At 75.2% G+C, this 12,927-nt stretch carries 15 protein-coding genes and 1 pseudogene; 6 read left to right on the forward strand and 10 right to left on the reverse strand.

The genetic code is table 11. From position 1 onward, the window contains the following. A pseudogene (locus tag ACI8AR_RS21165) lies at nt 1-284 on the forward strand (DUF349 domain-containing protein); the annotation flags it as partial. 49 nt (nt 285-333) lie between these two features. Here ACI8AR_RS21165 and miaB read toward each other — a convergent pair. After that, nucleotides 334-1,785: a tRNA (N6-isopentenyl adenosine(37)-C2)-methylthiotransferase MiaB gene (gene miaB, locus ACI8AR_RS21170; RefSeq protein WP_457052748.1), complete on the reverse strand. Its 1,452-nt coding sequence runs from the start codon at nt 1,783-1,785 to the stop codon at nt 334-336. Nucleotides 1,786-1,897: 112 nt separating this feature from the next. Here miaB and ACI8AR_RS21175 point away from each other — a divergent pair, with 112 nt between their 5' ends. The 5 genes from ACI8AR_RS21175 to ACI8AR_RS21195 all read left to right on the forward strand — a co-directional run bounded on the left by ACI8AR_RS21175 (nt 1,898) and on the right by ACI8AR_RS21195 (nt 5,832). Further along, nucleotides 1,898-2,653 (forward strand): amino acid ABC transporter ATP-binding protein, encoded by a 756-nt coding sequence (locus ACI8AR_RS21175; protein WP_457052749.1) that lies wholly within the window; start codon nt 1,898-1,900, stop codon nt 2,651-2,653. A 20-nt stretch (nt 2,654-2,673) separates the two neighbouring features. After that, nucleotides 2,674-3,567, forward strand: a complete 894-nt coding sequence (locus ACI8AR_RS21180; protein WP_457052750.1) for a glutamate ABC transporter substrate-binding protein — start codon at nt 2,674-2,676, stop codon at nt 3,565-3,567. Between the two features lie 84 nt (nt 3,568-3,651). Further along, a complete protein-coding gene (locus tag ACI8AR_RS21185; RefSeq protein WP_457052751.1) occupies nt 3,652-4,302 on the forward strand; it encodes an amino acid ABC transporter permease in 651 nt (216 codons plus the stop codon). Beyond that, entirely contained in the window at nt 4,299-5,192 is an 894-nt protein-coding gene (locus ACI8AR_RS21190) for an amino acid ABC transporter permease (RefSeq protein ID WP_457052752.1), read from the forward strand. The genes ACI8AR_RS21185 and ACI8AR_RS21190 overlap by 4 nt, the downstream gene beginning before the upstream one ends. Nucleotides 5,193-5,304: 112 nt before the next feature. Next, nucleotides 5,305-5,832: a hypothetical protein gene (locus tag ACI8AR_RS21195; RefSeq protein ID WP_457052753.1), complete on the forward strand. Its 528-nt coding sequence runs from the start codon at nt 5,305-5,307 to the stop codon at nt 5,830-5,832. 88 nt (nt 5,833-5,920) lie between these two features. Here ACI8AR_RS21195 and ACI8AR_RS21200 read toward each other — a convergent pair whose 3' ends face one another. The 9 genes from ACI8AR_RS21200 to ACI8AR_RS21240 all read right to left on the reverse strand — a co-directional run bounded on the left by ACI8AR_RS21200 (nt 5,921) and on the right by ACI8AR_RS21240 (nt 12,894). Further along, complete coding sequence (locus ACI8AR_RS21200; protein ID WP_457052754.1) at nt 5,921-6,655, reverse strand: regulatory protein RecX; 735 nt, start codon at nt 6,653-6,655, stop codon at nt 5,921-5,923. An 8-nt stretch (nt 6,656-6,663) separates the two neighbouring features. Next, complete coding sequence (recA, locus tag ACI8AR_RS21205) at nt 6,664-7,695, reverse strand: recombinase RecA (protein WP_456928996.1); 1,032 nt, start codon at nt 7,693-7,695, stop codon at nt 6,664-6,666. Between the two features lie 183 nt (nt 7,696-7,878). Next, nucleotides 7,879-8,526 (reverse strand): response regulator, encoded by a 648-nt coding sequence (locus tag ACI8AR_RS21210; protein ID WP_457052755.1) that lies wholly within the window; start codon nt 8,524-8,526, stop codon nt 7,879-7,881. After that, nucleotides 8,523-9,686, reverse strand: coding sequence for a sensor histidine kinase (locus tag ACI8AR_RS21215; protein ID WP_457052756.1), 1,164 nt, complete (start codon nt 9,684-9,686; stop codon nt 8,523-8,525). Before ACI8AR_RS21215 ends, ACI8AR_RS21210 begins: the two co-directional genes overlap by 4 nt. Before the next feature lie 38 nt (nt 9,687-9,724). After that, nucleotides 9,725-10,561 carry an ABC transporter permease subunit gene (locus tag ACI8AR_RS21220; RefSeq protein ID WP_457052757.1) on the reverse strand — a complete coding sequence of 279 codons (837 nt, stop codon included), beginning with the start codon at nt 10,559-10,561 and terminating at the stop codon, nt 9,725-9,727. Next, nucleotides 10,558-11,481, reverse strand: coding sequence for an ATP-binding cassette domain-containing protein (locus ACI8AR_RS21225; protein WP_457052758.1), 924 nt, complete (start codon nt 11,479-11,481; stop codon nt 10,558-10,560). The genes ACI8AR_RS21220 and ACI8AR_RS21225 overlap by 4 nt, the downstream gene beginning before the upstream one ends. A gap of 108 nt (nt 11,482-11,589) precedes the next feature. After that, on the reverse strand, nt 11,590-11,784 hold the full coding sequence (locus tag ACI8AR_RS21230; protein ID WP_457052759.1) for a DUF3046 domain-containing protein: 195 nt from the start codon (nt 11,782-11,784) through the stop codon (nt 11,590-11,592). A gap of 10 nt (nt 11,785-11,794) precedes the next feature. Further along, nucleotides 11,795-12,436 (reverse strand): hypothetical protein, encoded by a 642-nt coding sequence (locus tag ACI8AR_RS21235; RefSeq protein WP_457052760.1) that lies wholly within the window; start codon nt 12,434-12,436, stop codon nt 11,795-11,797. Beyond that, complete coding sequence (locus ACI8AR_RS21240; RefSeq protein WP_457052761.1) at nt 12,433-12,894, reverse strand: MarR family winged helix-turn-helix transcriptional regulator; 462 nt, start codon at nt 12,892-12,894, stop codon at nt 12,433-12,435. Before ACI8AR_RS21240 ends, ACI8AR_RS21235 begins: the two co-directional genes overlap by 4 nt. Between the last annotated feature and the right edge of the window lie 33 nt (nt 12,895-12,927).

The raw sequence follows: 12,927 nt of genomic DNA on the forward strand, positions 1-12,927 counted from the left end.
ACTACGACCACTACGGGCAGGTCCCGCGGGGCGCATGGCGGTGGGTGGTGTACCGCATGCAGGCGGTCTACCAGCGGGCCCGCGCCCCCGCGGACGCCGGCCGGGTGCGCACCGCGCCGGAGAACCCGATGGTCGCCTCCATGCGGGCCGCGGTCACCAAGGCCGAGGAGCAGCTGGCCAAGGCGGAGGCCTCCGGGGACGCGACGCGGATCTCCCGGGCGCAGGCCGACCTGGAGACCCGCCGCGAGTGGCTGGCCGAGGCCGAGCGGTCCTCCCGCCGCTGAGCCGGGACGACGGAGGCCCGCCCGGGGATCCGGGCGGGCCTCTCCCGTCTCAGGCGGGGGCGCCGATGCGCGGCATGCCGAGCAGCACGCCGGGCGTCGTCGGGCGGGTGCCGGCCTCGTGCGCGTCGCCGGCGCGGGTGCGGCGGTGCGACAGCAGCGGCCCGTCGGCGACCAGGTGGTGCGGCGCGGCCGCGGTGACGACGGTCTCGACGACGTCGCCGGGCCGGACGCCGTCGCCGCCGGCGAAGTGCACCAGCCGCCCGTCGCGGGCGCGGCCGCTCATCCGGCCGGTGCGGGCGTCCTTGCTGCCCTCCCCCGCCGCGGCCAGCAGTTCCACCGTGCGGCCGACCTGCGCGCGGTTCTCCGCCCAGCTGATCTCGTCCTGCAGCGCGGTGAGCCGCAGGTAGCGCTCCTGCACGACCTCCTTGGGCAGCTGGCCGTCCATGGTGGCGGCCGGCGTCCCGGGGCGCTTGGAGTACTGGAAGGTGAACGCGCTCGCGAAGCGGGCCTGCCGGACCACCTCGAGGGTCTGCTCGAAGTCGGCCTCGGTCTCGCCGGGGAACCCGACGATGACGTCCGTGGTGATCGCGGCGTCCGGCATGGCGGCGCGGACCCGGTCGATGATCCCGAGGTAGCGGTCCTGCCGGTAGCCGCGGCGCATCCGGCGCAGCACGTCGTCGGAGCCCGACTGCAGCGGCATGTGCAGCTGGTGGCAGACCGCCGGCGTCTCGGCCATCGCCTCGATGACGTCGTCGGTGAACTCCCGCGGGTGCGGGCTGGTGAACCGCAGCCGCTCCAGGCCCGCGATGCGGCCGGCGGCGCGGAGCAGGTCGGCGAACGCGCCCCGGTCGCGGAAGTCCACGCCGTAGGCGTTGACGTTCTGGCCGAGCAGGGTCACCTCGAGCACGCCCTGGTCGACCAGCGCCTGCACCTCGGCCAGGATGTCGCCCGGCCGGCGGTCCTTCTCCTTGCCGCGCAGCGCCGGGACGATGCAGAACGTGCAGGTGTTGTTGCAGCCGACGCTGATCGACACCCAGCCGGAGTAGGCGGAGTCCCGCTTGGCCGGCAGCGTCGAGGGGAACACCTCGAGCGCCTCGGCGATCTCCACCTGCGCCTCGGCGTTGTGCCGGGCGCGCTCCAGCAACGCCGGCAGCGACCCGACGTTGTGCGTCCCGAAGACGACGTCGACCCACGGCGCCCGCCGCACGATCTCGCCGCGGTCCTTCTGCGCCAGGCACCCGCCGACGGCGATCTGCATCCCCGGGTGCGCGTCCTTCACCGGGCGCAGGTGGCCGAGGTTGCCGTAGAGGCGGTTGTCCGCGTTCTCCCGCACGGCGCACGTGTTGAGCACGACGACGTCGGCGTCCTCGCCCTCGGGCGCGGCGGCGTAGCCGGCGGCCTCGAGCAGCCCGGACAGCCGCTCGGAGTCGTGCACGTTCATCTGGCACCCGTAGGTGCGCACCCGGTAGGTGCGCGGCGGGCTGTCGACCTCGGTTCCCATGACGCCTGCGAGGGTACGGCGCGACACCGGTCACACGGCGTCACCGCCTTCGTTACTACACCGTGACGCCCCCGGGACGTCGGCGCGCGCCCGCGGCCCTAGGGTTCCGGACGTGACCAGCCAGCTAGCCGGAGGACCTCTCGTCCAGCTGACCGGCGTCAACAAGTGGTTCGGTGAGCTGCACGTGCTGCAGGACATCGACCTCTCGATCGACCGCGGCGAGGTCGTCGTGGTCATCGGGCCGTCCGGGTCGGGCAAGTCGACGCTGTGCCGCGCGATCAACCGGCTCGAGGCCATCCAGCAGGGCGAGATCCGCATCGACGGCGAGAAGCTGCCCGAGGAGGGCAAGGCGCTCGCCCGGCTGCGCAGCGACGTGGGGATGGTCTTCCAGAGCTTCAACCTCTTCGCCCACAAGACGATCCTGCAGAACGTCACACTCGCCCCGACCCGGGTGCGGCGGCAGTCGAAGGGCGACGCCGACAAGCGGGCCCGCGAGCTGCTCGACCGGGTCGGCGTCGGGCACCAGGCCGACAAGTACCCCGCCCAGCTGTCGGGCGGTCAGCAGCAGCGCGTCGCCATCGCGCGGGCCCTGGCCATGGACCCCAAGGTCATGCTCTTCGACGAGCCGACGTCGGCGCTCGACCCCGAGATGATCAACGAGGTCCTCGACGTCATGATCTCCCTGGCCCGCGAGGGCATGACGATGGTCGTCGTCACCCACGAGATGGGCTTCGCCCGCCGGGCGGCCAACCGGGTCGTGTTCATGGACGGCGGCCGGATCGTCGAGTCCGCCGACCCGGAGACCTTCTTCACCAACCCGCGCTCGGAGCGGGCCCGCGACTTCCTCTCCAAGATCCTCAACCACTGACCCTCCCGGGAGGACCCCCCATGCGCAGCACCCGACGGATCGCGGCGTTCGCCGCCCTCGGCCTCGCCCTCGCCGCCTGTTCCAGCGAGGCGGGCAGCCAGGCCGAGGAGTCGGCCGAGAACACCGCCGAGGTCCAGGAGGACGTCGAGTTCGAGGCCGGCACGACGATGGCCGAGCTCAACGAGGCCGGCGCCATCACCATCGGCACCAAGTACGACCAGCCCGGGTTCGGCCTGCTCAACCCGCAGTCCAACACCCCCGAGGGCTTCGACGTCGAGATCGCCAAGATCGTGGCGGCCGAGCTGGGCATCCCGGAGGACGGCATCACCTGGACCGAGACGGTCTCGGCCAACCGGGAGCCGTTCATCCAGAACGGCCAGGTCGACATGGTCGTGGCCACCTACACGATCAACGACGCGCGCAAGCAGGTCGTGGACTTCGCCGGCCCGTACTACGTCGCGGGCCAGGACATCATGGTCGCGTCGGGCAACCCCGAGGGCATCGAGGGCCCCGACGACCTGGCCGGGAAGACGGTGTGCTCGGTGGAGGGCTCGACGCCCGCGCAGAACATCCGGGACAACTACCCGCAGGCCCAGCTGGTGACCTACGACGTCTACTCCAAGTGCGCCGACGACCTGCGCAACGGCAACGTCGTGGCGGTGACGACGGACAACGTCATCCTCACCGGCCTGGTCGCCGGCAGCGACGGCGCCTTCGAGCTGGTGGGCAACCCGTTCACCGAGGAGCCCTACGGCATCGGCCTGGCGCTCGGTGACACGGAGTTCCGCAACTTCATCAACGACGTCCTCGAGGAGTCCTTCGAGGACGGCCGCTGGGCCGACGCGTGGGACCGCACCGCCGGCGCCATCACCGGCGAGGAGGCCCCCGAGCCGCCGACGGTCGACCGGTACTGATCCCACTCGACCCGGACGTCCCCGACGCCGCCGGGCGGGCTCCCGCCCGGCGGCGTCCCCCGTCTCCGACCGACCGAGGGTGCGGTGCAGTTCCTCAGCGACAACTCCGACCTGTTGTGGAGCGCGTTCCTGACGACGCTCTCCCTCGCCGTCGTCAGCGGCGTGTGCGCCCTGGTGCTCGGCACCGCGCTCGCGGGCATGCGGGTGAGCCCCGTGCCGCCGCTGCGCGGGCTGGCGACCTTCTACGTCGAGGTCTTCCGCAACACCCCGCTGACGGTGGTGTTCTTCTTCCTCGCGTTCGGCATCGTGCAGATCGACCTGCAGTTCCCGAGCCGCTTCATCACCGCCGTCGCCGCGCTGTCGTTGTACACCGCCGCGTTCGTCTGCGAGGCGCTGCGGTCGGGCATCAACGCCGTCCCGCCGGGACAGGCGGAGGCCGCCCGCGCGCTGGGCCTGACCTTCGGCCAGTCGCTGCGCCAGGTGGTGCTCCCCCAGGCCTTCCGCACCGTGGTGCCGCCGCTGGGCAACGTGTGGATCGCGCTGGCGAAGAACACCTCGATCGCCGCCGGCTTCGCGGTGACGGACCTGACCGCCGCCCTGCAGCGGCTGGCCAACACCAACGCCGACCAGCTGCTCGCCGTGTTCGCCGCGGTCGTCGCCGGCTACCTGGTCATCACACTGCCCTCCGCCTGGCTGATCCGGGTGGTCGAGAACCGGGTGGCGATCGTCCGATGAGCAGCACCGTCCTGTTCGACCTGCCCGGCCCGCAGGCCCGCCGCCGCCAGCGGATCGGCACCGTCGTCGGCGCGCTGGTCATCGCGGCGCTCGTCGGGTGGGCGCTGTGGCGCCTGGGCGTCAACGGCCAGCTCGCGCCCGACCGCTGGGCGATCCTGTTCGACCCGGCGTCCGGGGTGCCGCAGGCGCTCTGGGAGGGCCTGCTCAACACCCTCGCCGCGGCCGCCGTCGGCATGGTGCTGGCCACCGTGCTCGGCGCCCTGCTGGCCGTGGGGCGGCTGTCCGACCACGCCTGGGTGCGGGCCCCGGTCGGCGTGGTGATCGAGTTCTTCCGCGCCGTGCCGCTGCTGATCCTGATCCTGTTCTGCCTGCTGTTCCTGCCGACCGTCGGCGTCCCGATGACCGCGTTCCGCGCGCTGGTCCTCGGCCTGACGCTCTACAACATGGCCGTGCTGGCCGAGATCTTCCGCGCCGGCATCCTGTCGGTGGACCGCGGCCAGCGGGAGGCGGCCTTCGCGCTCGGCATGCGCAAGACGCAGGTCATGACGCTGGTGCTGATGCCGCAGGCGGTGCGCCGGATGCTGCCGGTGCTGGTGGCCCAGCTGGTCGTGCTGCTCAAGGACTCGTCGCTGGGCTTCATCGTCGGCTACGTCGAGCTGCTGCGGACCGCCCGGAGCCTGGTGGAGTTCTTCGCCTTCTCCTTCGGCAACACCTACACGTTCCAGCTGTACGTGGCCGCCGCGGTGATCTACATCGTGGTCAACGTGCTGCTGTCCTGGCTGGCGCGGTACGTGGAGAAGCGCACCCGCCGGAACACGAAGGCGGCCGCGGCCAAGCCCGTCGAGTCGCTCACCAGCGCGGAGATGGACGGGGGCGGCGGGCCGGTCTGACCGGGCTGCGCCGCGGGACACGGAACGGTCACGTGGCGTCCCGTCCGCCCCCCGGCGCACCCCGGGCGCGCGGGCGGTCAGCCGGCAAGGCGGGGCTGCCGAGAGTGGATCCGTGGACACCGCTCTCCGCCCCGCCGTGCCGCCGCTGCCGTCGGTGGTGCGCCTGCCCGAGGGGCAGGTCGACGTCGCCCAGGACTTCGTGAACCGCCTGCGCGCGGCCGCCCCGCAGTTCGCCGTCGCCGCCGGTGCCCAGACCGCCGTGGTCCGCGAGGCCGTGCCGCCGGCCCGGCACCGGCGGGCCCGCTGCCGGGTGGTGCTGCGCGCCGCCGACGGCAGCGAGCGCGACCTGACCTTCCTCGGCCCGGTCAGCCGGCCGGCGGTGCTGCCCGACCGCACGTTCGAGCAGCACATCCAGCAGTGGCTCGCCGCCCGCGTGGGCGACGAGGGCGAGTGGCTGGTCGCCGACGACGAGGCGCCTGACGGCGTCGCGGTGGACCTCACCGCGTGGACCGGGCGCCCCGCGGCGGCCGGGCTGGCGACCCAGGCGATGCCCGTGCAGCGGGCCCAGGCGGTCCAGGGGCCCGCGCACGCGCCGGCGACCGAGGCGATGCCCGCCGTCGCCACCCCGCTGGCGGGCTGAGTCCACCTCCGACGGTCAGCGGCCGGTCGCCCCGAGGGCGGCCGGCCGCTGTCGTTCCGTGGTCCCGCGCGGGCGCGGTCGGACGCCCTCAGAGGTCGGCGTCGTCCCAGCTCGCGGCGTCCTCGTCGGTGTCGGTGCCGAAGCCGGTCTCGTCCATGACCTCGCGGACCACGCCCGCGGCCAGCCCGCCGTTGTAGCCCTTGCGCGCGAGCATGCCGATCAGCCGGCGGGTGGCGGTGACGCGGTCCACCCGGCGCAGCGCCGGGAGCCGGCGTTCCACCAGGTGGCGGGCGGCGGCCCGCTCGTCCTCCTCGTCGACCTGGGCGAGGGCCTGCTCGGCGTCCTCCCCGTCGACGCCCTTGGCGCGCAGCTCCGCGCGCAACGCCCGCCGGGCCAGGCCGCGGCCGGCCTGCCGGGAGGTGACCCAGGCGCGGGCGAAGGCGGCGTCGTCGATGAGCCCGACCTCGCCGAACCGGTCGAGGACCGCGGCCGCGGCCTCCTCGGGCACGCCGCGGCGCTCGAGCAGGTCGGCGAGCTGCTGGCGGGTCCTGGCCGCGCCGGTCAGCGCCCGCAGGCAGATGGCCCGGGCCACCGACTCCGGGTCCCCCGGGTCGTCGGCGTCGCGGTCGTAGGGGGCGGGTGGCGTCCCCGCGTCGGCGGCGGCCGGGCCGTCCGGGTCAGGGGACGGCCCGGACCGCCGCCGCCCGCGGCCGCCGCGCCCCGGGGAGCCCGGCTGCCGGGTTCCCCGGCCGCGGCGGCCGACGGGGCGCTCGGCCTGCTCGGGCCCGGCCCCCTCGGGGACCGGGCCGGACCAGCCGGTCACGGGGTCGCTCAGAAGTCGACCGGGTCAGCGGCCGGCGCGTCGACCTGCGGGCCGATGCCCAGCTTCTCCTTGACCTTCTTCTCGATCTCGTCGGCGAGGTCGGGGTTGTCGCGGAGGAACGTGCGGACGTTCTCCTTGCCCTGGCCGAGCTGGTCGCCCTCGTACGTGTACCAGGCGCCGGACTTGCGGATGAAGCCCTGCTCGACACCGGCGTCGATGAGGCCGCCCTCGCGGCTGAACCCGACACCCCACAGCAGGTCGAGCTCGGCCTGCTTGAACGGGGCGGCGACCTTGTTCTTGACGACCTTGACGCGGACCCGGCTGCCGACGGCCTCGGTGCCCTGCTTGAGGGTCTCGATCCGGCGGACGTCCAGGCGGACCGACGAGTAGAACTTCAGCGCGCGGCCACCGGTGGTCACCTCGGGCGAGCCGTAGACGATGCCGACCTTCTCGCGCAGCTGGTTGATGAAGATCGCGGTGGTGCCCGAGTTGTTCAGCGCACCGGTGATCTTCCGCAGCGCCTGGCTCATGAGGCGGGCCTGCAGACCGACGTGGCTGTCACCCATCTCGCCCTCGATCTCGGCGCGGGGCACGAGGGCCGCGACGGAGTCGATGACGATGATGTCGAGCGCGCCGGAGCGGATCAGCATGTCGGCGATCTCGAGGGCCTGCTCACCGGTGTCGGGCTGGCTGACCAGCAGCGCGTCGGTGTCGACGCCGATGGCCCGGGCGTACTCCGGGTCGAGCGCGTGCTCGGCGTCGATGAAGGCCGCGATGCCGCCGGCGGCCTGGGCGTTGGCCACCGCGTGCAGGGCGACCGTGGTCTTGCCGGAGGCCTCCGGGCCGTAGACCTCGATGACGCGGCCGCGGGGCAGGCCGCCGATGCCGAGCGCGATGTCGAGGGCGATCGAGCCGGTCGGGATGACCTTGATCGCCTGCGCGGCGCTGTCGCCCAGGCGCATGACCGAGCCCTTGCCGAACTGCTTGTCGATCTGGGCGAGGGCCATGTCGAGGGCCTTGTCGCGGTCGAGCGTTGCCATGGTGCTCACCTTCGGGAAGTCGCGTGTCGTGGAGTCGATGCGGTGTCGGAGGCGACGCTAGGTCGGGGGTCTGACAATTCCGGGGACCGACCGGACCTGTGGAGGGACGACCTCCCTGTGGACGCGCCCGTCACTGTAGGACGAACACGTGTTCGAGTCGAGCGACACGCGGTCGAGGCCGGGTCACACCAGGCCGTGCGAGTGCGCGAAGACCGCCGCCTGCGTGCGGTCCCGCAGGCCCAGCTTGCCCAGGATGCGCGCCACGTGCGTCTTCACCGTCAGCTCCGACAGGACCAGCACGGCGGCGATCTCGGCGTTGGACTCCCCCCGGGCGACCGCACGCAGCACCTCGAGCTCGCGCTCGGTGAGCGAGGCGACGCGGGGGTCGGCCGGCGTGTCCGCGGGCAGCCGGTGGGCCAGCGTCTCCAGCAGCCGGCGGGTGACCCGCGGGGAGACGACGGCGTCGCCGCGGGCCACCGCCCGCACCGCCCGCAGCAGCTCCGCCGGCTCGGCGTTCTTCACGAGGAACCCGCTCGCCCCCGCGCGCAGTGCCGCGAACGCGTACTCGTCCAGGTCGAAGGTGGTGAGCACCAGGACGCGGCTGGGCAGCCCCTCGGCGACGATGCGCCGGGTCGCCTCCACGCCGTCCGTGCCGGGCATGCGGACGTCCATCACGACGACGTCCGGCCGGAGCTCGCGCGTCAGCGCGACGGCCCGGGCGCCGTCCCCCGCCTCGCCGACGAGGACCAGGTCGTCCTGGGCCTGCAGCACCATCGAGAAGCCGAGCCGGACCAGGGGCTCGTCGTCGATGAGCAGCACGCGGGTGCTCACGCCACCGCACCGGTCCCCTCGGCGCCGACCGCGGCCAGCGGGAGGACCGCGGCGACCCGCCAGCCGCCTCCCGGGCGCGGCCCGGCCACGACCGCCCCGTCCCACGCCGCGACGCGCTCCCTCATGCCGACCAGGCCGTGCCCCGGCCGCCCCGGTGGTGCGGCCGGGTCGCCGTCGTCGGTCACCTCGACGGCGAGCTCGCCGTCGCGCCAGTCCAGGCGCACGGCGGCCGACCGGGCCCCCCGCGCGTGCCTCAGCGTGTTCGTCAGCGCCTCCTGCACGAGGCGGTGGACGGCGAGCTGGGCGCCGGCGACGAGCGGCGCGGGCCGGCCGGTCACCGTCAGCGACGTCGGCAGCCCGGCCGCCCGGACCTGCCCGACGACCGCGGCCAGGTCGTCGAGGCCCGGCGCCGGCGTCCGCTCCGGCCCGCCGTCGTCGGTGCGCAGCACGCCGACGAGGCGGTGCATCTCCGCGAGGGCCTCCCGTCCGGTCGTGGCGACCTGCCGTACCGCCCGGGCGGCCTGCTCGGTGGCCGGCGCGTACCCGGCGCCGTCGGCCAGTGCGGTCATCACCGAGAGGTTGTGCGCGACCACGTCGTGGAGCTCACGGGCGATCCGGGAGCGCTCCTCCATGACCGCCACCCGGGCCCGCACGTCCCTCTCCCGCTCGGCCCGCTCGGCGCGGTCGCGCAGCGCCTCCAGGTAGGCCCGCCGGGTCCGCCGGTCGCGCCCGACGACCGCGGCCGTCACGGTCACCGCCACCAGCGGCACCACCGCGGCGCCGTCGGCGGGGCCGGCCAGGGCGGCGGCGCCGAGGGCCAGGGGCACGGCCAGGGCGATCCCGACGGCGGTGGCGACGCGCCACGGGGCGCAGCGGTCGGCGACCCAGACGAGCAGCCACCAGGCCGCCACGCCGGCGGGCAGCAGCGCCCGCGCCTCCAGGCCGTGCAGCACCCACCAGGCGACCACCACGCCGGCGGAGGCGAGGAACGCGGCGAAGGGCGCCCGCGCCCGGCCCACGGCCGGCGCCCAGGCCAGCGCGGTCACGGCGACCTCCGCCGCCGACGGGCCGCCGAAGCGGACGAGCGGGCCGACGGCGAGGACGGCTCCGGCCACCACCGGCCCGACCGACCACACCACCGACCCGCCCGCCCGCTGCACGGAGGACATGCTGCCGCCCGCGCGCCCCGGTACGGGAGTCACGCGTCGCGGCGCCGCACCACGACCGCCGCCGCCGCCAGCAGGACGGCCAGGTAGGCGCACAGCACCCCGAAGCCGGTCCAGGGGGCGAACTCGTCGGCACCCGTCGCGACCTGCACGACGCTGGCGCCGGCCTGCCCGGGGAGCCACCGCACCACGTCGGGACCCCAGCTCGAGGGCAGCAGCCCGCCGAGCACCGGGAGCAGGAAGACGACGCCGAACAGCGTGCCGATCGCCCCACCGGTCGAGCGCAGCAGCCACCCGAGTGCGGAGCCGAGCACTCCGACCGCCGTCACGTACAGACCGGCGCCGAGCACGGCCCGGGCGACGCCGTGGTCGGCGAGCGACACCCCGGTGTCACCGAGCGCGGCCCGGCCGACGAGGAACGCCGCCAGCGCGGCGAGCAACGTCGTGACGAGGGCGAGTGCGGCGAGCACGCCGGCGCGGGCCAGGAGGACCGGCCACCGGCGGGGCACCGCCGCGAACACGACCCGCACCGCGCCGCTGGTGTACTCGCCGGTGACCAGCAGGACCCCGAGCACCCCCACGGCCAGGGCCGCCAGGTTGTAGCCGCCCAGGCTGAGCCCGACCGGGTCGGCGGGGTCCAGGCCGGGCGGCCCGCCCTGCTCCCCGGCGCCCGCTGTCGCGGTGAACAGCAGCGAGAGCAGGACCATCCCGGCCGACGCCCCGCCGAGCACCCACCAGGTGGTGCGCAGGGACCGGACGGCGACCCACTGCCCGGCGACCAGGCCTCCCCAGCCGCCGCCGGCGGGCCCCCGGGGGGCGCGGGTCGCGCCGGGGGCGTCGAGGACTCGGGTGCTCGTGCGGCCGGTCATGCCAGGGCCTCCTGCCGATGGTCGGTGCGGTACTCCCGGTCCTCGCGGGTCAGGTCCATGAAGGCCTCCTCGAGCGAGGCCGAGACCGGTGTCAGCTCGTGCACCGCGATGCCGGCGCGCAGGGCGCGGTCACCGATCTCGGCGGCTCCCAGCCCCTGGACCTCCAGGAGTCCCCGCTCGGGCGAGGCGAGGCCGACGCCGTCGCCGGCGAGGACGCCCACGAGGTCGTCGGGGCGCGGGCTGCGCACCCGCACCGAGGAGTTCCCGGCACGCCGGAGGACCGCGGCCGTCGGCTCGTCGGCGACGAGCCGGCCGCGACCGAGGACGACGAGGTGGTCGGCGGTGACGGTCATCTCGCTCATCAGGTGCGAGGACACGAGGACCGTCCGGCCCTCGGCGGCCAGCTGCCGCGTCAGCGTCCGGATCCACAGGACCCCGTCGGGGTCCAGGCCGTTGACCGGCTCGTCGAGCACCACGGTGGCGGGGTCGCCCAGCAGCGCCGTGGCGACGCCGAGGCGCTGGCCCATGCCGAGGGAGAACCCACCGACGCGGCGGTCGGCGACCGGCGTCAGGCCGGCGAGCTCGAGGACCGTGTCCACGCGCGACCGCGGCAGCCCCGCGGTGGCCGCGAGGACCCGCAGGTGGTCCCGGGCGGTGCGTCCCGGATGGGCGGAGCGGGCCTCCAGGAGGGCGCCGACGGCGCGCAGCGGGACCGGGAGGTCGGCGTAGCGGCGGCCGTCCACCCGGACGCTGCCGGCGGTCGGCCGGTCGAGGCCGACGACGACCCGCATCGTCGTCGACTTGCCCGCGCCGTTGGGTCCGAGGAAGCCCGTGACGCGGCCCGGGTGGACGGTGAGGGTCAGGTCGTCGACGGCGGTGCGGTCGCCGTAGCGCTTGGTCAGTCCACGGATCTCGATCACGCCGTCGACGCTAGGGACGGCGAGGTCCCGGGCGCGTCCGCCGCGGGGACGCACCTCGCGGGCGCCGCGTACTCCGCGCGGAGTACCCAGGGCCTCCGGGGAGCGGCCTCAGCGCTCCTGGAGGGGCACGTCGTACTCCTCGCAGATCGCCAGCCACACGCGGCGCAGCGGCACCCCGGCCTCGATCGCGTCGACCGCCGAGCGGCCCCCGAGCACGGAGAACACGTGGTCGCGCGCGACGCTCTCCGCCCGCATCGACCCGAACTGGGTCTCCAGCCGGGACCAGAACTCCTGCAGGCGCACGTCCCCGACGCTAGCGCGCGTCCCCGCCGGCCGTGGCGGCAGCGTGGTCGGCGATCCCCGCCCGCAGCCGCCGGACCAGCGCCGCCGGGTCGTCGGCGGCCAGCCGCAGCTCGCCCACCGGGCGGCCGCCGGTGCGGGCCAGCGGCAGCACCAGCGGTGTGCGCAGCTCGACGTCGACCTGCGTGGAGGCGACGACGGCGACCGACACCGCGCGCCGCTCCCCCTCCTGCGCGACGACGACCGTGCGCGAGCCCTCGACGCTGCGCCGCCGCACGCGCGCGGCGGCGATCTCCTCCCACGGCACCCGGACGTCGACGGTCCAGCCGCTGCGCACGCGCAGCCCGCCGGCGTCGACGGTGTGCGGGTGCACGCGCTGCCCGGCGAGCATCCCGGCCATCCACAGCAGGCCGTAGACGCCGAGGACCGCCACCGCGACCCGCAGCGACTGCCAGGGCAGCAGCCAGTCGACCAGCGGGATCTCGACCGCCGACAGCACGATGAACGTCCACATCACCGGCGCGGCCGCCGAGGCGTACGGGAAGGCGTCGGCGCCGGCCGGCACGTCGGGACGGCGGCGCACCCACCGCCACAGGCTGCGCCAGGTGCCGAGCTCGAAGGCCACCGCGCGGCGCACCAGCTCGCGGGCGGTCACGGGGCCTCCCCCGCGGCCGCGCCGCCCGGGACCAGGGCGCGCAGCCGGTCGAGGACCTCGTCGAGCGCGGACACCAGCCCGGCGAGGCGGTCCGGCGCCAGCCCGCCGAACAGCTGCTCCGCGAGCTGCGCCTGCCCCGCCGCCATCTCCTCGAGCAGCCGCTCGGCGCGGGCGGTGGGGGTCACCAGGGTCGCCCGCCGGTCGGTCGGGTGCGGCTCGCGGGTGACCAGGCCGGCCTCGGCCAGCCCGTCGACCAGCCCGGTGACGTTGCGGGCACTGACCCCGAGGGCGTCGGCCAGCGCCCGCTGGGTGCTGGGGCCGGCGGAGCGCAGCCGCCACAGCAGCGTGGTGCGGGCGACGGTCAGCCCCTCGGCCGCCAGCGACGTCGCCATGTCCCGCCCGAGCAGGACGGTGACCTCCAGGACCCGGTCGAGCGCCGCGACCCGCGCGTCCACCATCGTGAACCCCCTGTACCGTGAAGTGCCTTCACG

Source organism: Geodermatophilus sp. SYSU D01036 (assembly GCF_054050435.1).

What these genes read in the sequence shown, in the direction of transcription:
- recA (WP_456928996.1), bottom strand. Translation starts at nt 7,695, where the DNA reads ATGGCAACGCTCGACCGCGACAAGGCCCTCGACATGGCCCTCGCCCAG.
- ACI8AR_RS21180 (WP_457052750.1), top strand. Translation starts at nt 2,674, where the DNA reads ATGCGCAGCACCCGACGGATCGCGGCGTTCGCCGCCCTCGGCCTCGCC.
- ACI8AR_RS21190 (WP_457052752.1), top strand. Translation starts at nt 4,299, where the DNA reads ATGAGCAGCACCGTCCTGTTCGACCTGCCCGGCCCGCAGGCCCGCCGC.
- ACI8AR_RS21240 (WP_457052761.1), bottom strand. Translation starts at nt 12,894, where the DNA reads ATGGTGGACGCGCGGGTCGCGGCGCTCGACCGGGTCCTGGAGGTCACC.
- miaB (WP_457052748.1), bottom strand. Translation starts at nt 1,785, where the DNA reads ATGGGAACCGAGGTCGACAGCCCGCCGCGCACCTACCGGGTGCGCACC.
- ACI8AR_RS21220 (WP_457052757.1), bottom strand. Translation starts at nt 10,561, where the DNA reads ATGACCGGCCGCACGAGCACCCGAGTCCTCGACGCCCCCGGCGCGACC.